The 18,156-nt window shown below is 45.1% G+C and carries 15 protein-coding genes, 1 pseudogene and 2 CRISPR repeat arrays; all 16 genes and pseudogenes read left to right on the top strand.

Going from position 1 to position 18,156, the window contains the following annotated elements:
• Nucleotides 1-2: 2 nt before the first annotated feature.
• Nucleotides 3-833, top strand: coding sequence for a hypothetical protein (locus tag ACWGOO_RS00165; protein ID WP_452480463.1), 831 nt, complete (start codon nt 3-5; stop codon nt 831-833).
• 5 nt (nt 834-838) lie between these two features.
• On the top strand, nt 839-1,375 hold the full coding sequence (locus ACWGOO_RS00160) for a WXG100 family type VII secretion target (protein ID WP_452480461.1): 537 nt from the start codon (nt 839-841) through the stop codon (nt 1,373-1,375).
• A gap of 243 nt (nt 1,376-1,618) precedes the next feature.
• The gene (locus ACWGOO_RS00155; protein ID WP_452480459.1) at nt 1,619-1,894 is read left to right on the top strand and encodes a WXG100 family type VII secretion target; all 276 of its coding nucleotides are present in this window, start codon (nt 1,619-1,621) and stop codon (nt 1,892-1,894) included.
• Nucleotides 1,895-2,102: 208 nt separating this feature from the next.
• A complete protein-coding gene (locus tag ACWGOO_RS00150) occupies nt 2,103-4,076 on the top strand; it encodes a hypothetical protein (RefSeq protein ID WP_452480457.1) in 1,974 nt (657 codons plus the stop codon).
• 73 nt (nt 4,077-4,149) lie between these two features.
• Complete coding sequence (locus ACWGOO_RS00145; RefSeq protein WP_452480455.1) at nt 4,150-4,902, top strand: vWA domain-containing protein; 753 nt, start codon at nt 4,150-4,152, stop codon at nt 4,900-4,902.
• 12 nt (nt 4,903-4,914) lie between these two features.
• Nucleotides 4,915-5,751, top strand: coding sequence for a hypothetical protein (locus ACWGOO_RS00140; protein WP_452480453.1), 837 nt, complete (start codon nt 4,915-4,917; stop codon nt 5,749-5,751).
• A gap of 281 nt (nt 5,752-6,032) precedes the next feature.
• Nucleotides 6,033-6,842: an SDR family oxidoreductase gene (locus ACWGOO_RS00135; protein WP_452480451.1), complete on the top strand. Its 810-nt coding sequence runs from the start codon at nt 6,033-6,035 to the stop codon at nt 6,840-6,842.
• A 245-nt stretch (nt 6,843-7,087) separates the two neighbouring features.
• Nucleotides 7,088-7,731: a CRISPR direct-repeat array (repeat unit 33 nt; unit sequence GTCGCACTCTGTATGGAGTGCGTGGATTGAAAT).
• 362 nt (nt 7,732-8,093) lie between these two features.
• Nucleotides 8,094-10,583, top strand: coding sequence for a CRISPR-associated helicase Cas3' (cas3, locus tag ACWGOO_RS00130; RefSeq protein ID WP_452480449.1), 2,490 nt, complete (start codon nt 8,094-8,096; stop codon nt 10,581-10,583).
• Between the two features lie 113 nt (nt 10,584-10,696).
• Nucleotides 10,697-11,416, top strand: a complete 720-nt coding sequence (gene cas5c, locus ACWGOO_RS00125; RefSeq protein ID WP_452480447.1) for a type I-C CRISPR-associated protein Cas5c — start codon at nt 10,697-10,699, stop codon at nt 11,414-11,416.
• Nucleotides 11,413-13,323, top strand: coding sequence for a type I-C CRISPR-associated protein Cas8c/Csd1 (cas8c, locus tag ACWGOO_RS00120; RefSeq protein ID WP_452480445.1), 1,911 nt, complete (start codon nt 11,413-11,415; stop codon nt 13,321-13,323). Before cas5c ends, cas8c begins: the two co-directional genes overlap by 4 nt.
• Before the next feature lie 43 nt (nt 13,324-13,366).
• Entirely contained in the window at nt 13,367-14,242 is an 876-nt protein-coding gene (cas7c, locus tag ACWGOO_RS00115; RefSeq protein ID WP_452480443.1) for a type I-C CRISPR-associated protein Cas7/Csd2, read from the top strand.
• Complete coding sequence (cas4, locus tag ACWGOO_RS00110) at nt 14,229-14,888, top strand: CRISPR-associated protein Cas4 (RefSeq protein ID WP_452480441.1); 660 nt, start codon at nt 14,229-14,231, stop codon at nt 14,886-14,888. The genes cas7c and cas4 overlap by 14 nt, the downstream gene beginning before the upstream one ends.
• Nucleotides 14,885-15,916, top strand: a complete 1,032-nt coding sequence (gene cas1c / locus ACWGOO_RS00105) for a type I-C CRISPR-associated endonuclease Cas1c (protein ID WP_452480439.1) — start codon at nt 14,885-14,887, stop codon at nt 15,914-15,916. The genes cas4 and cas1c overlap by 4 nt, the downstream gene beginning before the upstream one ends.
• Nucleotides 15,917-15,924: 8 nt before the next feature.
• The gene (gene cas2, locus ACWGOO_RS00100; protein ID WP_025684321.1) at nt 15,925-16,215 is read left to right on the top strand and encodes a CRISPR-associated endonuclease Cas2; all 291 of its coding nucleotides are present in this window, start codon (nt 15,925-15,927) and stop codon (nt 16,213-16,215) included.
• A 181-nt stretch (nt 16,216-16,396) separates the two neighbouring features.
• A CRISPR array of direct repeats spans nt 16,397-16,840; the repeat unit is 33 nt; unit sequence GTCGCACTCTGTATGGAGTGCGTGGATTGAAAT.
• A gap of 345 nt (nt 16,841-17,185) precedes the next feature.
• Nucleotides 17,186-17,518 (top strand): annotated as a pseudogene (locus ACWGOO_RS00095) (immunoglobulin-like domain-containing protein); the annotation flags it as partial.
• Nucleotides 17,425-17,817 (top strand): LamG domain-containing protein, encoded by a 393-nt coding sequence (locus ACWGOO_RS00090; protein WP_452480437.1) that lies wholly within the window; start codon nt 17,425-17,427, stop codon nt 17,815-17,817. The pseudogene ACWGOO_RS00095 and the gene ACWGOO_RS00090, both read left to right, overlap by 94 nt.
• Nucleotides 17,818-18,156: the final 339 nt, after the last annotated feature.

Here is an 18,156-nt window from a genome sequence, read left to right as displayed (position 1 = left end):
TAATGTTAACGTTTCAAGCTTCCAAGCAGAAGTTAATAGTCCTCAAGTCAAAGGAACTGTTTTTCCTGGCAGGCGTACTGGGTTCTGACAGGCTGCTTGGAGTTGAAGATCCGTTTAAGGGCTATCTGGCAGAAGAGTTGGCGGAAGAGTGGGAGCGGGTAAAAGCCTCTCTTCTGAAAAAAGGTTATCTAAAGCGAGTAGATGAGGGTACTGAGTTGGCCATGTCCCCTACTGTTTTTTCGAGGGTTGCTATCGCGGGATTATCTAACCGGGCTTGCCGCATACGCTATGCACGGGGCGGCAAGCAGTTCGAAGGTTACCTCCATTGCACGAACGAGCGTGTTGTGGAGCTAGTAAAATCCGTTGATGAACCCGACGAGTACCGCCTGTATGATCTGGGTAATGTGGAGAAGGCTTGCGAGACATTGATTGATAAAATGGGCTGGGTAGATCGGCTCGTGCCTGAATCTCCCGCGCTCATGTTCTCCAAGCAGGCATTTAATAAAATTTACAAGCAATCTGCAGGAGACAGTGTTTCTCAAATTAAAAGCAAACTGACCGAGGCGAGCGGAGATGCAGAAGGTTCTGCGAGAATTGCTCAGTCATTGAGTGCCCGTATAGCCGAAGGAGAACTGCAATTGCTAGTCTGGAATGGCAAGGAGTGGGAATCACAGCGAGTTGCCTTTGTCCTGTGTCCAACGATGAACTGGATATTACGTATGAGCTCTAGTGGCAACGGAGATTGGCTTATTGCAGCCATGGCATCAAGAGATCAGTTTGTGGATTTATTATTGAATTGGTTGAGACAGTCGACAGTGACAGAAGAAGGGTGATGGATATGCGCATTCGAGTTGAACCGGATGTGCTTCGGGTGCTTAGCGGGCAGCTACAGCATACGGCGGAGCAAATTCAACAGTTAACAGCAGGTTTGGAGCAGACGTTACAATTGCTTGATTGGGATATATCTGAGCGTGAGTCGGTCTTGAATCATTGGGTGCAGGCCAAACGGATGTCGGAGCAAATCCATGCTTACCTCCATACATCAGGTACACAACTGAATCGAAAGGCAGAACAGTTTCAGTCTGTTGACCACAACTATCATACGATTCTGTCATTTGCCAGCCCACCATTAGGACGACCAGTCACGATGCTGGATTGGTGGAATCAGCAGTCACCGTCTATTTTGCCCGGGCAACCTTCGGAAGGAAGCGGTCCGATTTCGGACCCGCAGTCTGTCGTGCATGCCATTGCTGGTGTACAGTCGTCGGATGCAGGTAGGCTGAATCAGGATATTTTAAAACAGGCGTCTTCCAGCAATCCGCAGGAATGGTATTTTGCTGACCCGGCTATAGTTAAGGATCAGCCTGTCGCTTAGTAGCTTCCCGGGACTCTCATGCTAGACATGAGGTCCATATAAATCCAGTTCATGGAATCCTGATTTTTCGGGACTTATTAGGCACTAATTCTATTAGTATTATACTGTTAGGTGCTGTTTTATAGTCAAAAAGGGGGGTTGTTACAATTGGGACCTTCGCCTTTTGTAGGAAATTAAATAAACATAGTACAATTTGAACCAGTTAAATAAAATATTTATTACTCATCAAGGAGGCCTCATAATATGGCAGGACGCATTTTAATTACCCCGGAACAGGTCGAACAGGTAGCTAACCAATTTAAGCAAAGCGGTGAACAAAGCCAGCAGATCGTTTCCAGCTTGACACAATCCATCTCAGGTATGGAAGGTCAATGGGAAGGTATGACCAAACAACGTTTCTTTCAAGAGTTTCAGGAAGCCAGCAAACAAATGCAAGCTTTCGTAATGACTTTGAACAGCATCAGCCAGGAACTGACGGCTATCGCTAACAAATTCCGTACGGTTGACCAAACGAAGTAAGATGCGTGATAAGCATCACCTTATAAAATACCACTCTATGAAGAAGCAATAGGGTTAAACCATTTCTTGTGATTTGTACATTTGGTATAGTGGTTATTAGGAAAAACCGGGCGATCTTCGGACACCCGGTTTTTCCTGATAACCACAGATTGTATATAATAGGGTGAGGAAACTAGCATACTGAACGATGTAAGGAGAGAGATGATCCATGTCTTTTCAACCGAATCCGGGAGACGAATTGATCATAAACGGCACAGCCTACATGGTTGGGCGACATCCTGTTGCACCCGGTTTGGCTTATGCTCAAGCAGGGCGGCAGGGGATCGTATACCAGCTGAATGCCAAAAGCGGAGCGCCGCATGAGGCTAAAGCCCTTAAAGTGTTTTTTCCAAAGTTTCGTATCCCGGCCATGGTTTATCAATCTGAGCATATGGAAGCGTACGGGAATATTCCCGGTTTGCAGGTATGCAGGCGTGATGTGCTCACTCCAGAAAGAAACGGAAGTCTGATCGCCGAGCATCCTGATTTGCTGTATGCAGTGCTGATGCCATGGATTCATGGGACGACATGGTTCGATTGTCTCACAGCTCAGCAGCAGCTTGAGGCTTCCGATAGTCTGGCTTTAGCCAGAGCGCTGGCAGGGATTGGTTCGGCTATGGAGCAAAAAGGACTGGCGCACTGTGATTTATCTGCGCCGAATGTCATGCTTCCGTTTTTTTCTGAAGTGGAACTGCCTGAAGGCACATCAGCTGTAGAATTGGTCGATGTGGAACAAATGTACAGTACCAAAATGGATCGTCCGGATGCTCTATTGGCGGGTTCGCCGGGGTATGCTGCGCACCGTACCATTCACAGCGGATTATGGAGCGCGTATGCGGATCGTTTTGCAGGGGCCATTATTATCGGCGAAATGCTGGGGTGGTCAGACCGTGTGGTGGTCGATAAGGCGTGGGGCGAAAGTTATTTTGACCAGCATGAAATGCAAACGCCTTGCGAACGTTATTATATTTTACGCAAGTCGCTGGAAGCCCGCTGGGGAAGCAAAGTGGTGGAGCTGTTTAGCCGTGCCTGGGACAGTCAAGATCTGAGCAGTTGCCCTACCTTTGGCGAATGGCTAGTTGTGCTCAATGCACTTACCGAGCAAGAGATTCCTGTTGAAGTAGAGACGGTGGAACCCGAGGCGACAGAGGCAGCAGCATTAGCTACTGGCGAGTTCGGGAAAGCTGCATCCTCCTTGGTTGCACCGCTCCAAGCGGAACAAGCTGCGATACTGAATCAGACGGTCGAGGAGCAAGGAGAGCGTGGGGTGACGGACAAGCTGTTCCGGCAGGCGCGTGAACTGGAGAAGCAAAACAAGCCTGCTGCGGCCCTGGAGGTATATCGGTCGTTATATCATTTTGTAGAAGACGGCAGCCCTCTGCATCTGGAGGTATCGGCTGCCATTATGGGGCTGGAGGAGCAGTTGAATCCCAAGCCGCCCGAGCAGCCGGAAAAATCAGCAGCCTGGTTCCGTTCCAAAACGTTCATTGTGACAACGGCGGCGGCTGTCGTTTTGCTGGTTGTTGGCATTCCAGCCGTGAATATTCTGGCAGATCAGTCCAATCAGCGGCAAATCGAGGTAGCGAAGCAGGAAGAAGCCACAAAGACGGCGGAAGCGAAGCTGACTGCCGAACAGGAGGCCGCTCAAAAGGCACTGACGGAGAAGCAACGGCAGCAAGCTGAGCAGCAGGCCAAACAACAGGTCCTTGTAGCTCAGCAGGTCAAATATGAAGCCTACCTCGCTCAAAAGGAACAAAACAGGCAGGCAGCCGCCAAGCTGGCAAAGCAAAAAGTGTATGATCAGCAGGCGAAGTACGAAAAATATTTGGCTTGGAAAGAGAACCAGGCTGCCCGTGCAGCGCAGGAAGAGGCAGCACGTAAGGCAGAGGCGGAGCAAAAGAAAAAAGCATCAATTCATGCAAGTAACAAACAGAATGTTCTCCAGCTGATTTCCCTGTATAACAAGGCTTATGCCTCTCAGGAGGGCGGAAGCACGGCGAAGGCGAAGGGTTTTGCCAATCGTTTTAGAGCGTTGTATGATAGTAATTCTTCTTATTATCGTTCGGTAGGCGAAGTCGGGTATCGGGCTTCCTCTATCTATAACTTTTTAAGCGATACGAATTTTAGACTGCCTAAAATTTGAATTTTCATATTTTCATACTTGGAAGAAGTGACACAAGATGATAAAAGGTAACTGAGAGGAGCGTATGCAAACGATGAATTATACCATACAGGCTTCACAGCGTACCCCCGCCCTAATCATTTACCTAATTGACATTAGCGCGTCAATGAACATGCTCATGGAGGGGCGGCGGCGAATTGACGTTGTCTATGAAGCTATATCACTGGCGATTCGGCAGATGGTTTTCCGTTCGACTAAAGGGAATCGACTGACTGCACGTTACCGGATTGCGATTTTGGCTTATAGTGACGACGTATATGATCTGCTCAACGGTGTGAAGGGGATTGATGAAGTCGCAGCGATTGGTTCGTTGCCCGATTTGACACCCAAACGATTTTCAGATTCGGCAAAAGCTTTCTTGCAAGCCGAACGTATTTTACAGGCGGAGCTGCCGGGGATGCAGGATTGCCCTGCGCCTTTGGTTTGTCACATGACAGATGGTGTTTCCACAGGTGATGATCCGGAACCGATTGCGAAGCGTATTATGAGCATGAGTGTGCCGGACGGTAATATACTGGTGGAAAATATATTTTTATCGGACAGATTATTGGAAACGCCTATTCAGGACCCTCGCCGTTGGAAAGGTCTTACGCATAATACGCCGTTACAGGATGAACATGCTGTGAAATTACGTAATATGTCTTCTGTCCTTCCTGAAAGCTATCGGGAAATGCTGTTTGAGGCAGATTATCAGCTAGGTGAGGGAGCGGTTATGATGCTGCCCGGAACCTGCCCGGAACTGGTGTCCATCGGTTTTCAAATGTCGGCCGCAACGCCTGTACGGTAAGGAGGTAAACGCATGAATCGACTGCTGTCTCTGCTCCCCACGAGCAAAAGGAAGGGAATGAATGCACGGCTGGCGCAGCATTTTTCCTACATAAGCTCTCAGATGGGCGATCAGCCACTATCGACTCATCATAGCCGCTTTATGTGCCGTTATGGTTACGGAAGGTCTGCCGAATCTGCCAGTATGGGTGAAAGCGGACAGGATTTCACCGCAGTGCGCATTCATAAATCTGTCTGTTGTTTTGTTCTGTGTGATGGTGTCGGACTTAGTTACCAGGGAGATTTTGCAGCCCGCTATTTGGGTTCCTCTTTGCTAGACTGGATGGAACAGGGGCAGGATCTGTCTGCGGTAAAACTGGGGCTGTACCTCGAACGTTTGGCAGGTACGGCTGCAGAGGAACTGGATCGGCAGCCTTTGCATCATGAATTGGGCTTGATGCGTTCGGTGCTGGAGGATAAACGCCGTCAGGGAAGCCAGTCGATGTATATTTGCGGTAAAATCGAGCTGCCGAAGCGCGGTACCCGCGGGCGTCTCAGGCTTGCTTGGCAAGGGGATTCACGATTGCGGCTATGGAACGGTATGGAGGAGATCAGCCAATTATTTGATCATACCTTCTCCACAGCGGAGCGCTGGTCCACAAGTCGTGGGTCGATTGGCGGTAAGCCTCATTGGTACGAAAGAAGCATACCCGCAGATATGCCGATGAGATTACAGGTATACAGTGACGGATTATCTGATCTGGACCCTATTCGTGAGCCCGTCCCTGATGAACAGATACAGGTTTTGCTGGATGCCTCCCATACCGGAGGGCTTGAAGATGATGCTGCATTTATTGAATTGCAGTGGTAAACGGAATAAGGAAAGGACGTATGCATCCATATTTGATGGCTGTATAACGTCCTTTTTTGATGGATACATAGAAAGAAACTAACGGTCAACAAGAAAGCAGAAGAAAAAATGCGATAATGGGTGTATGCTGGGCCCTCTTCTCGAATATCGCAACGAAATAGCAAAAAATGCGCAAAAATGGTGATTATAAAGTATACCTTTTTGGGTAATCTTGTGATTATAAAGTATACCTTTTTGGGTAATCTTGTGATTATACAGGATACTGAAAGGGAGCGATACATATGAGCTACGTATTGGCAGGAGGCGCGCGCTTTGAAGGCAAAACGGCTTTGATCACGGGGGCTGGTTCTGGTATTGGCAAGGCAACGGCTATTCAAATGGCCAAAGAGGGAGCGAATGTTGCACTTTTTGATGTCAGTAATGAACGGATTGTAGAGACGGAGAGAGAGATTAATGCTATACGTGAAGGTGCCGCTCGGGCTTTTGACGTGGATATTGCCGATCCGGTGCGTGTGGAAAAAGCAGTTTTGGAAGCGGTTGAACTGTTTGGCGGACTGCATATCATTTTTGCCAATGCGGGGATTAATGGGGTTGTCGGACCGATTGAGGATTTGAGCATTGAGGATTGGCGGCAGACGCTGTCTACGAATCTGGATGGTACTTTCCTGACGGTGAAGTATACCGTACCGCATTTGAAAAAAAACGGTGGCGGCAGCATTATCATTACCAGCTCTATTAATGGAAATCAGCGCTTTACCAGCTTTGGAATGTCAGCCTACAGTACGTCCAAGGCAGGTCAAACCGGTTTTGCTAAAATGGCTGCGCTGGAGCTGGCTAAGTTCCGTATTCGTGTCAATGTGATCTATCCGGGAGCTATCTCGACCAATATTGACGAAACGACGGAGATATCGGAAAGATTAAAGCGGATTACCATCCCCGTTCAGTTTCCCGAAGGAGGGCAGCCGTTGGCTAATGGGCCCGGTCAACCCGAGCAGGTAGCTGATTTGGTAACATTCCTGGCCTCCGATCATTCGCGTCATATTACCGGTGCGCAAATCGTGATCGACGGGGCAGAGTCCTTATTGTTTTAGTGTTAAAGAATTCTCTGTGAGGTAAAAATGTTTTGTGGTATCCTGAGTGTAACGTCTTGGTTAAGGTGCGAATGTGAAGCTCCCATAAAAACCCCGGATCCTTCGCACCTCGAAATTTGTCGAAAAGCATTTGAATCAGCTTTCTTCGGTAGAAGTCAATGGTTGATTCAAGCTTTTTTGGCATCGTTTTTTGCTAAAATGTATGGAATTGATATCATTAGAGTATCAATTGCTGTATTTTCGCTGTCGCACTCTGTATGGAGTGCGTGGATTGAAATGGTAGTTTGCAAGATGGAATTGATAAAATGGCGTCGTCGCACTCTGTATGGAGTGCGTGGATTGAAATTCTTTACAACCCGTCCTATTTCTTCACGCTTCACGTCGCACTCTGTATGGAGTGCGTGGATTGAAATTCTTATAACATGGAAAACAAAGAGAGAGCAGCACCGTCGCACTCTGTATGGAGTGCGTGGATTGAAATTTCAGCGGCAATGGCGCGTCTTAAAGCATGTGGAGTCGCACTCTGTATGGAGTGCGTGGATTGAAATAAAAAGCGGTTAATGCCTTATCTACCAATACCCTTAAGTCGCACTCTGTATGGAGTGCGTGGATTGAAATTTCGTCGATGATGTTCCCCCATTTGTCCTGCAGCAGGTCGCACTCTGTATGGAGTGCGTGGATTGAAATCCGTCCGTTGGTGATCAGGTATTTCTCGCGATGTCGCACTCTGTATGGAGTGCGTGGATTGAAATTGGCTGGTTAACTCACCAAGTTGTTGCTGCATCTGCGTCGCACTCTGTATGGAGTGCGTGGATTGAAATTCCAGCCAGTCGCACCTCTGTTGTCGCCGAACGTTGTCGCACTCTGTATGGAGTGCGTGGATTGAAATCGTGGAGGGTGTAAGGAGGGATAGGAACTTAGGTCCCATTCTGTTGTATAGAGAGTGCGTGAGTTGAAAATGGGATAGGCAGCTGCATTTAATTTGGGAATACGCCAAGAATCCTCAGAGGGAAGCTCTGGGGATTTTTAAATGTTTGATTCAGGTTAACTATTGAATTTATTTTTTGGAGGAAAAGGTAAATAAATGTCGAAAGAGTAAAAGTAAATATATCTTTGTTCCTTTTTTATCAACCTATTGGTAAATAGGTCTTAGTTCATAAGCATCGTTCAGCAGAACGTAAAGCCAACATTGAACAAAAGTATAGGCATATTCAGACTAACACCCCAACCATTGAATAAGGAGATTAAAACATGCAATATATTGCCCACATATTGGAAAGTGACCAAGAGATTCAGACGGTAGCAGACCACCTGTTGGAAACTCAACAGCTAGCAGAATCTTATGGAGACAAAATAGGTATCCGACATATTACCGGACTCGCTGGTATGCTGCATGATTTGGGCAAATACACAGAAAAGTTTCAAGATTACATACGTTTGGCGGTGCAAAATCCTGACAATCCACCGAAACGAGGAAGCGTAGATCATTCTACCGCTGGTGGAAAGTTATTATACAATCTTTTTCACATTCAACCTCAAGGGACATTTGATAAGCAGGATTTCATGAACAAAGCTTTATTATCCGAAGTTGTAGGGAATGCGATTATTTCACACCATGCATATCTGCAGGATTTTTTAGACCCCGACCTGGAATCAAAATTTTTGGATCGGGTGCGTGACCGGGAATTAGAGGGATTTGATCATGCAGTCGGCCTTTTTTATGAGCAGGTGATGGAGAAATCTACATTTTACCATTATGTGAATCAAGCAGGAGCCGAGTTGGCTCATTATATGAAACGGGATCATAATCCAGACATTGAACTCAAAATGATGTTCTTATCCAAGTTTGTTTTTAGCGCTTTGATTGATGCGGATCGCACGAATACCCGTTGTTTTGAAGAAATTAATATTAAAGGCGAAAAGAATGACAATGAACCGATGAATCGCCAACAGCTATTTCAAACGTATTACGAAAGATTAATGGAGCGTATTAACGCTTTGCAATCAGGAGAGAACGCCGAGACAACCATTAATCTGCTTAGAAAACAAATGTCCGAGCAATGTGAGCAATTTGCAGATAAGCCTTCGGGGATACATACGCTCTCCATACCCACTGGGGGTGGAAAAACGCTGGCTAGTCTGCGTTATGCCCTCAAGCATGCGGTCACATTCAAAAAGAAGCATATCATCTACGTCGTTCCATTCACGACGATTATTGAACAAAACGCTCAGGAGGTTCGCAAAATTATACGGGATGACGCTAACATTCTGGAGCATCACTCGAATGTGGTCATGAACGAGGTAGAAGATATAGATCGGCAGGAGCATGAGCTTGAAGATGTTGTTGTGAATACACATCAAAAATTAAAGCTGGCTAAGGATAATTGGGATTCGCCCATCATTTTCACGACTATGGTGCAATTTTTAAATGTACTTTACGCAGATGGCAGCAGAAATGTCCGCAGACTTCATAATTTGAGTGAGTCTGTCATCATTTTTGATGAGGTCCAAAAAGTCCCCACTTACTGTATTTCATTGTTTAATCAAGCGCTGAATTTTTTGAAAACGTATGCCAGTTCAAGTATTGTTCTTTGCACTGCTACCCAACCGGAAATGGATTTTGTACATAACAAGCTGGACATCGAGCCGGATGCGGAAATAGTGCATGATCTCCATCATGTCATAGAGAAGTTTAAACGGGTTGAAATTGTGGACAAGGCGACGAACGGTACTGTGAATACGGAAAAACTTGCCGATTTTGTTGAGCAAAAGCTCGCTGATGAGCCAAGCGTACTCGTTATTCTCAATACAAAAGCGGTGGTCAAAAATTTATATCTTCGACTAACAGAAGGAAACAGTGCAATCCCGGTTTACCACCTAAGTACATCCATGTGTCCGGCTCATCGCAATCGCATATTGGAGAAAGTAAAACAACATTTAGAGCATAAGGAACCTGTCGTTTGTATCAGCACACAGCTCATAGAGGCAGGAGTGGATATTAGCTTTACCTGTGTCATTCGATCCTTGGCTGGTTTGGATTCAATTGCACAAGCGGCAGGCCGATGTAATCGCCACGGAAGAGATGAAACAAAGCAGGTGTATGTCGTTGATCATGAAGAAGAGAATCTCAAGCGGCTCAAAGAAATCAAAATCGGCAAAGAGATTACTAGAAAAATGTTCGTTGACTTAAAACGTGACAAAACCAGCTTCGGCGGTAACGTATTATCCGCACAGGCTATGGAAATATATTTCCAAAAATATTATACCGAGCTGGCAACCGACTTGAACTATTTTATACCTAAGCTAAGAAAAAACATGACTGAGCTATTAACTGTTAGTCGCAGTGAAAATACGTACTATCGCTCTTATTACGATGAAAAGGGTACGATTCTCCCTTTATTTCTAGCGAATAGCTATAAGACAGCAGCAGAGCACTTTCAAGTCATTAAAGATCATACAACAGCAGTTATCGTTCCATATGGAAATGGAGGGAAGGAAGGAAAAGATATTATCGCTGATCTCAACGGACAGCAAAGCATAGAGGACCTTAGTAGTCTGCTGCGCAAAGCACAGCAGTTCACCATTAATATATTGCACCATGAGAAAGAAGAACTGGATCACAATAAGGCGCTGATTCCTTATTTGGATGGAAAGATATGGGCTTTGACTGAGGGGGCCTATGATGATTTATTTGGGCTGAATCTTCACAATGATAGTTTGCATGATGGTTTTATTCTCTAAGAATGCCTTTATGGGAGATAAAGAGCCTATATTTTGTATTGACTGACCATGCCAAAAGTAATATTCTGGTACTATTTTTAGATAAAAAGACCTAGAAAGGAGGAAGCTTCCAGTTGAGAAACGCAATCGAATTTAGAGTGTATGGAGATTATGCACTGTTCACTGACCCGCTAACCAAGCTGGGTGGTGAGAAACTAACCTACAGTGTCCCCACCTATCAGGCATTAAAAGGGATCGTAGAAAGTATTTATTGGAAGCCTACCATTACGATGGTAATAGACAAGGTTCGTGTCCTAAATGCTATACGAATGGAATCGAAGGGGATTCGGCCCATTGAATATAGCGGCGGTAATACGCTTGCTAATTATACCTATCTGAAAGACCCTTGCTATGAGGTTCAGGCTCATTTTATTTTTAATCTGCATCGTCCCGAGATGGAATATGATCGTAATGAGAATAAGCATCACAATATACTCAAACGCTCGTTGCTTGCGGGTGGGCGCAGAGATATTTTCCTCGGTACACGGGAATGCCAAGCTTATGTGGAGCCTTGTGTCTTTGGTGAGTCCCCTGGTTTCTATGATGGCTACGGCGAAATTCATCTGGGAAACATGGTGCATGGAATTAACTACCCGGATGAGACAGGTCGGAATCAGTTGGAGGTGCGCTTGTGGAATACGGTGATGAAGGACGGAGTCATTGAATTTATTCCACCGGAGAAATGCCCACAAATTCGTATCATAGGCGAGATGCAGCCCAAACAATTTGGTAAAAATAACGTTCAATCCGTAGATGAGCTGCTTGCTGAATGGGAGGGGTGGGGCATGAAATGAGCTGGCTGCTAAATCTATATGAAACATATAAATCCAACGTCAAATATGTCGGTGTGATTGAAAAAAAATATAATGATCGCGAATACACGCTCCTGCCCATCTCTCATACAACTCAAAATGCACAAATCGAAGTGGAAATTACCGAACAAGGTGATTTTCATTCAGCCCGAGTGCTGGATAAAGACGATTTTAGTACATTAATTCCTTGCACGGAGAAGTCAGCCAGTCGGGCTGGTTCTGTCGTAGCGCCTTATCCGCTGCATGATAAATTAAGCTATGTTGCCGGAGATTTTGTCGCCTATGGTGGAAAGATCAAAAAAGAAGAGCCTTTTGCGGCTTATATTCAGCAGTTAGAGGGTTGGGCTAATTCAGAATTTGCTACGCCCAAGCTGAAAAGCATCTATCGCTACTTGAGCAAGCGCCGACTGATTCAAGACTTGGTAGGCGCGCCTGTTTTATATCTTGATGTGGATCAGAAATTAATAAGTACATGGGACAAGAAGTACGAACCTTTACATGGGGAAAAACCACGTATATTTACGGCAGTTCCCGGTGAAGTGGAGAGCGTATTTATTCGTTTTAACGTGTATTCACCAGATAAAGCGTTAACTAAAGTCTGGCAGGATATAGAACTATATGATTCATTTGTTAGTTACTACAGCCAACTATTGGGCGAAGAAGATATTTGTTATGTAAGCGGGAAGAAGCTTCCCGGTACAGATAAACACGCGAATAAAATCAGAAATTCCGGAGATAAAGCCAAGCTGATTTCGGCAAATGACACGAGCGGTTTCACATTTAGAGGACGGTTTGCTCACAGTCATGAAGCAGCAAGCATCAGCTACGAGGTATCGCAAAAAGCTCATAATGCCTTAAAGTGGCTGATTCATCGTCAAGGGAAAATCATAGAGAATCGTGTCTTTCTCGTCTGGGGGAATGATGCCCCGGATATGCCGAGCCTTACCGACAATGACAACATCTTTGCAATGGATTTTGGCTCTGAATCATCGCGGCCGATAGCAATCAAAGGTCATACTAACGAGGAGTTTGCTTTTGATCTGGCCAAAGCACTATCGGGTTATCGTAATAAACTGGCTATCAAATCGGCGTCCAAAGCAAACGTCAATATTCTTGTGCTTGACTCAGCGACAACGGGACGCATGGCTGTTCTGTATTATCGGAATTTGGATAAACAATTGTATTTTGACAAGCTGATAGACTGGCATTCTACATGTGCCTGGTTACACCGTTACCAGAAGGATGAGCAAGGTGAGCTTTTACAATTTTGGGGTGCTCCGGCGACGAAGGATATTGCTTTCGCAGCATACGGTTCTAAAGCGAATGACAAGCTCGTTAAAGGCTTAATGGAAAGAATGCTTCCGTGTATCGTAGATGGTCGAAAAATTCCGCAGGATATTGTAAGGAGTGCTACTCACCGTGCCTCTAACCCGGTAGCTTTGGATAAATGGGAATGGGAGAAGACACTGAGTATAGCATGTGCATTGATTAACCAACAGGAGGGATACAATGTGGCATTAGATAAAGAAAATATGGATCGTAGTTATTTATTTGGCAGACTGTTGGCGATAGCTGATGTGATGGAACGAAGCGCATTAGACAAGGATGAGAAGCGATCCACTAATGCAATTCGGTATATGAGTGTTTTCTCACAACATCCAGAAAGAACCTGGAGGACCATTCAAAATGCCCTGCAGCCACATCAGGCCAGACTTGGCAAACGCTTAAACTATTATACCAATATGATTGATGAAGTGCTTGACAAAATCCCCTTCAACGAGTTCAACAATAAACCATTGACCGGGAAATACTTGTTAGGACTCAGTAGTCAACGCTATGAAATCTACCATAATAATCATAAAAACATGAATGAACAGCAGGAATCCTAAGTGACTTTAAAACTATGTAGGTACATTAAAGGAGAGTAATCATATGTCTATTTTGGATCATAAAATTGATTTTGCTGTTGTATTGTCTGTCGCGAAAGCTAATCCCAATGGTGATCCCCTGAATGGCAATCGCCCACGGCAAAATTACGATGGTTATGGTGAAATTTCAGATGTGGCTCTGAAACGGAAAATAAGAAATCGTCTGCAGGATATGGGCGAGTCTATTTTTGTTCAATCAAATGATCGGAAACTGGATGCTTTTCATAGCTTAAGAGAACGTGCTGAAGCCAATCCTGAGCTGGGGAAAATGTTCAAGAATAAGGAAGGCTCAGGTGAGGATTTTGCCAGAGTTGCCTGTCAGGAATGGATGGATGTTCGTAGTTTTGGTCAAGTTTTTGCATTCAAAGCGGCGGGTAAAGGGGCAGGAGTATCTGTGGGGGTAAGAGGGCCTGTATCTATACATACAGCAACCAGTATTCTCCCTATTGATATTACCAGTATGCAAATTACCAAAAGTGTAAATTCCGAACCAGGGAGCGAAAAAGGCTCCGACACCATGGGGATGAAGCATCGGGTGGATTTTGGTGTGTACGTTTTTAAGGGAAGCATTAATACACAGCTAGCCGAAAAAACAGGATTTACAAACGAAGATGCCGCAAAGATCAAGGAAGCGCTAATTTCCTTGTTTGAAAATGATATATCCTCCGCCCGTCCTGACGGCAGCATGGAGGTTCATAAAGTCTATTGGTGGGAGCATAATTCCAAGCTTGGAAAATACTCATCTGCTAAAGTACACCGTTCTTTAGAAGTGAAACCGAAAGAAGATGCAAGTGCAATCGACAAATCTTTTGACACCCATTATGAATGCATAGTAACACCGCTCGAAGGCTTAGAGGTTCAAGAGTATGCAGGGCTATAACGAAGAAGATTATTTGCTATTATCCGGTATACAGCATTTTAATTTCTGTAGAAGACAATGGGCGCTTATTCATATCGAGCAGCAATGGGAAGAAAACGTGCGGACGATTGAAGGCAATCATTTGCATCGAAAAGCGGATCAGCCGATGATTCGTGAGAAAAGAGGGGATAAGCTCGTCGTTCGCGCATTACCTGTGCATTCCAGAGAGCTTGGAATCACCGGAATCTGCGACGTGGTAGAGTTTATACGTGATCCCCTTGGTGTTCCGCTTGCAGGGGAGGAAGGTACGTACCTTCCTATTCCTGTGGAATACAAGCGCGGCAAACCGAAACGAAATGATTCGGATCATGCCCAGTTGGTCGCACAAGTGATGTGTCTTGAAGAAATGCTCGTGTGTGAGATTTCCAAGGGCTGCTTTTATTACGATGAGATCAAACATCGGGTAGAGGTCGTGATCACGGCGTCTGACCGTGAACGTGTGCGAACAAGTTTGCAGGAAATGCGGCATTATTTTGAGCGCAACCATACGCCTAAAGCCAAAGCGGGGCCGAATTGCCAAAGCTGCTCGCTTCAACACATATGTGTGCCGGAGATTTTGAATAAAAAATCAGTTTCAAGCTTTATTGAAAGCAGGCTGGCTGAATGAAAAAACTACTGAACACATTATTTGTCACGATGCCAGATACGTACTTGTCACTGGATGGGGAAAATATCGTAATCAAGCAAGAAGAGTCCATTCTTGCACGATATCCTTTGCACAATTTGGAGGCGGTTTGCACTTTTGGCTATGCAGGAGCCAGCCCCGGCCTAATGGGAGCTTGCGCCACACGCAACATAGACCTAACCTTTATGACGCGAAGCGGACGTTTTCTGGCACGAGTTACGGGTGAAAGCCGGGGAAATGTGGTACTGAGAAAAGAACAGTATCGGATTTCAGATGATGATAGAAGAAGCGCTCTTGTTTCCAGAAACATGATTATAGGGAAATTATATAACCATAAATGGATTTTGGAACGGGCGACGCGGGACTACCCTCTTCGTATTGATACAGGACGAATGAAGAAGGTAAGCGCTTCTTTGTCCGAAATCATGAAGCAGGTTCGTGAAGTGGAGGAGCTGGACATATTACGCGGCTTGGAAGGGACGGCGGCGGTTCAGTACAATTCGGTTTTCGATGAGCTGATCTTACAGCAAAAAGAAGATTTTTATTTCCATGGACGCCATAAGCGCCCGCCGCTGGATAATGTGAATGCATTGCTATCCTTTGCCTATACACTGCTGTCCAACGACATGAAATCCGCTCTCGAAGCCGTCGGGCTGGATGCTTATGTAGGTTTTCTGCATAGAGATCGTCCGGGGCGAGCCTCATTGGCACTGGATGTGATGGAGGAGCTTCGAGGAGTATATGCCGACCGTTTTGTACTGTCCTTAATTAATAAAAAGTTGATTCATGGCAAAGGATTTTACAAAAAAGAAAACGGAGCTGTCATGATGGACGATGATACGAGGAAAATCGTATTGAAGGCATGGCAGGAACGGAAGCAGGACAAGATTATTCATCCTTATTTGAATGAGAAAATGTCTTGGGGGCTTGTGCCCTATTCACAGGCTTTGCTCTTGGCCAGATATATCCGGGGAGATCTGGATGAGTATCCTCCATTTCTGTGGAAGTAGGTGTGATCTTGTTAATTCTAATTACGTATGATGTGAGTACAGTAGACAGAGAAGGCAGAAAAAGACTGGCCAAGGTTGCAAAAAAGTGTGTGGATCACGGACAAAGGGTGCAAAATTCCGTGTTTGAGTGTATTTTAGATTCCACCCAGTTCCGCCGTTTAAAATATGAATTAGAAGAATTGATAGACAAAAAAGAAGACAGCCTGCGTTTCTACAATTTAGGAGATAACTATAAAAAGAAAGTAGAGCATATGGGGGCAAAAGAATCTTACGATATGGAAAGCCCGCTGATTCTGTGAGGTGCGAATGTGAAGCTCACATAAAAACCCCGGGTCCTTCGCACCTCGAAATTTGTCGAAAAGGATTAGAATCCATTTTCTATAATAGAAGTCAAGGGTGGATTCAAACTTTTTTAGCATCGTTTTTTGCGAAAATGTATGGAATTGATATCATTAGGGTATCAATTTCTGGATTTTCGCTGTCGCACTCTGTATGGAGTGCGTGGATTGAAATGAATTCAATGTGCAAGATAAAACCGATTGGATGAAAGTCGCACTCTGTATGGAGTGCGTGGATTGAAATTTTGACTCTCCGACCTCATTCACAGCAGCCACCGAGTCGCACTCTGTATGGAGTGCGTGGATTGAAATTAGGCTATCCATCCAAGACATTAATCCAGACCATTCGTCGCACTCTGTATGGAGTGCGTGGATTGAAATTGGCTCGTAGAAGATGATTTCGCCAGGACCGTCTATTGTCGCACTCTGTATGGAGTGCGTGGATTGAAATTGCTGCACAAAAGACACATAACCGTTTTCTTGGTCGTCGCACTCTGTATGGAGTGCGTGGATTGAAATATCCTTTCGTTTGGTTTGATGTCCGGTGGAAGCCGTCGCACTCTGTATGGAGTGCGTGGATTGAAATTTTGCATTCCGGATAGAACGGATCATCTGTTGCGCAAGTCGCACTCTGTATGGAGTGCGACCTTTCCATCATACACTGCGTCCATTTTAAAAAAACTAGAAAACAACGCAAATCCTCTTATCTACTCAAAATATATTTTACAAATACCTTTATGATTCTTGAAAACATAAAAGTATTTACTGATCAATGTAGAATAGATATCGCTGTACTCCAATTCCAGAGAGGGGCAGATGAGAATGAAAAGGCGGGTTGCAGCAAATGGAATCAAGAGAGGTTTTTTAATAACGTTAGCATTATTCCTAATGATTGCAGGGTCTTCATTGGGAATGAGAGACGCAAGAAAGTCGGCAAACCTCGATTACTTGGAAAAGTTCAGACCCGAGCGTCATTTCTGATACAGGCGAGGTTAAACGTCCTAAAATCGGAGAAAAGGCTGTATCATCCACTCTGACCGCACAATATAAATTTGAAAATAATCTTGAGGACGTTAAGCTACTTTTGCGAATGGTGAGTTCATCGGTGACCGGATTGATCGTGAAGGAGGAACAGTCACATATACGGAGGGTACAAGTGGTCAAGCGGTCTTGCTGGATGGAAAATCTGGAATTAAGCTGCCCCAAGGGAGTATATCCAGTTCTGCATATTCCGTGTCCCTGTGGGTTCATCCGAGTGAGCTGACGCTGTATACCCCCACTTTTTTCGGAGCTATGGATCGTAATCACTGGATTAGCTTGCTGCCCAAAGGTCCCGAGGGAGACAACACGATGCTTTGGTCCGGTAGCTCGCCTTGGTATACCGGCAGCACCGGTATGAAAATCAAAACCAATGAGTGGACACATCTCGCCTTCACTGTAGACAATGGAGTGTTGTCCGTGTACGTGAACGGCAAACCCCAGTTTGCAGGAACAGGATTCCCAGAAGTACATCCAAAGCAGGAACGTTCAGCTTGGGTGTTAACTGGTGGGACCTGCCTTTAAAGGCGCTATTGATGAACTTAGTATATTCTAAGGGGCGCTTCCTCTTTCACAGGTAGTAGAATTGGCCAAGGTGAAATGAACCTAGGCTGATAGATATGAGAGGTTGAGAAGAAGCATTTCCAGTGAGAGATTACTGTGTATGCTTCTTCTTTTTGTGCAGCATACTTAGTGCGAATGTGAAGCTCACATGAATTCCCCGGGTCCTTCGCACCTCAGATTTTGTCGAAATTCTGTCGAATGTGAATGATTTGTGAATGCATCATAAAGGGAACATGCTTTTTTTGATGCCTTATGGTCAAAATTACGCTAAAATGAATTGAAACGGGTTTGTTTTGACCC

This window comes from Paenibacillus sp. NPDC055715, assembly GCF_053617595.1.
The sequence above is the reverse complement of the archived record's forward strand: the minus strand, read 5'-3'. Positions and strand labels throughout refer to the sequence as shown.

Bases quoted from the DNA above. Each gene is read 5' to 3' on its own strand.
- ACWGOO_RS00135 (WP_452480451.1), top strand. From the start codon at position 6,033: ATGAGCTACGTATTGGCAGGAGGCGCGCGCTTTGAAGGCAAAACGGCT.
- ACWGOO_RS00140 (WP_452480453.1), top strand. From the start codon at position 4,915: ATGAATCGACTGCTGTCTCTGCTCCCCACGAGCAAAAGGAAGGGAATG.
- cas3 (WP_452480449.1), top strand. From the start codon at position 8,094: ATGCAATATATTGCCCACATATTGGAAAGTGACCAAGAGATTCAGACG.
- ACWGOO_RS00160 (WP_452480461.1), top strand. From the start codon at position 839: ATGCGCATTCGAGTTGAACCGGATGTGCTTCGGGTGCTTAGCGGGCAG.
- ACWGOO_RS00150 (WP_452480457.1), top strand. From the start codon at position 2,103: ATGTCTTTTCAACCGAATCCGGGAGACGAATTGATCATAAACGGCACA.
- cas7c (WP_452480443.1), top strand. From the start codon at position 13,367: ATGTCTATTTTGGATCATAAAATTGATTTTGCTGTTGTATTGTCTGTC.
- ACWGOO_RS00165 (WP_452480463.1), top strand. From the start codon at position 3: ATGTTAACGTTTCAAGCTTCCAAGCAGAAGTTAATAGTCCTCAAGTCA.
- ACWGOO_RS00155 (WP_452480459.1), top strand. From the start codon at position 1,619: ATGGCAGGACGCATTTTAATTACCCCGGAACAGGTCGAACAGGTAGCT.
- ACWGOO_RS00145 (WP_452480455.1), top strand. From the start codon at position 4,150: ATGAATTATACCATACAGGCTTCACAGCGTACCCCCGCCCTAATCATT.
- cas1c (WP_452480439.1), top strand. From the start codon at position 14,885: ATGAAAAAACTACTGAACACATTATTTGTCACGATGCCAGATACGTAC.
- cas8c (WP_452480445.1), top strand. From the start codon at position 11,413: ATGAGCTGGCTGCTAAATCTATATGAAACATATAAATCCAACGTCAAA.
- cas4 (WP_452480441.1), top strand. From the start codon at position 14,229: ATGCAGGGCTATAACGAAGAAGATTATTTGCTATTATCCGGTATACAG.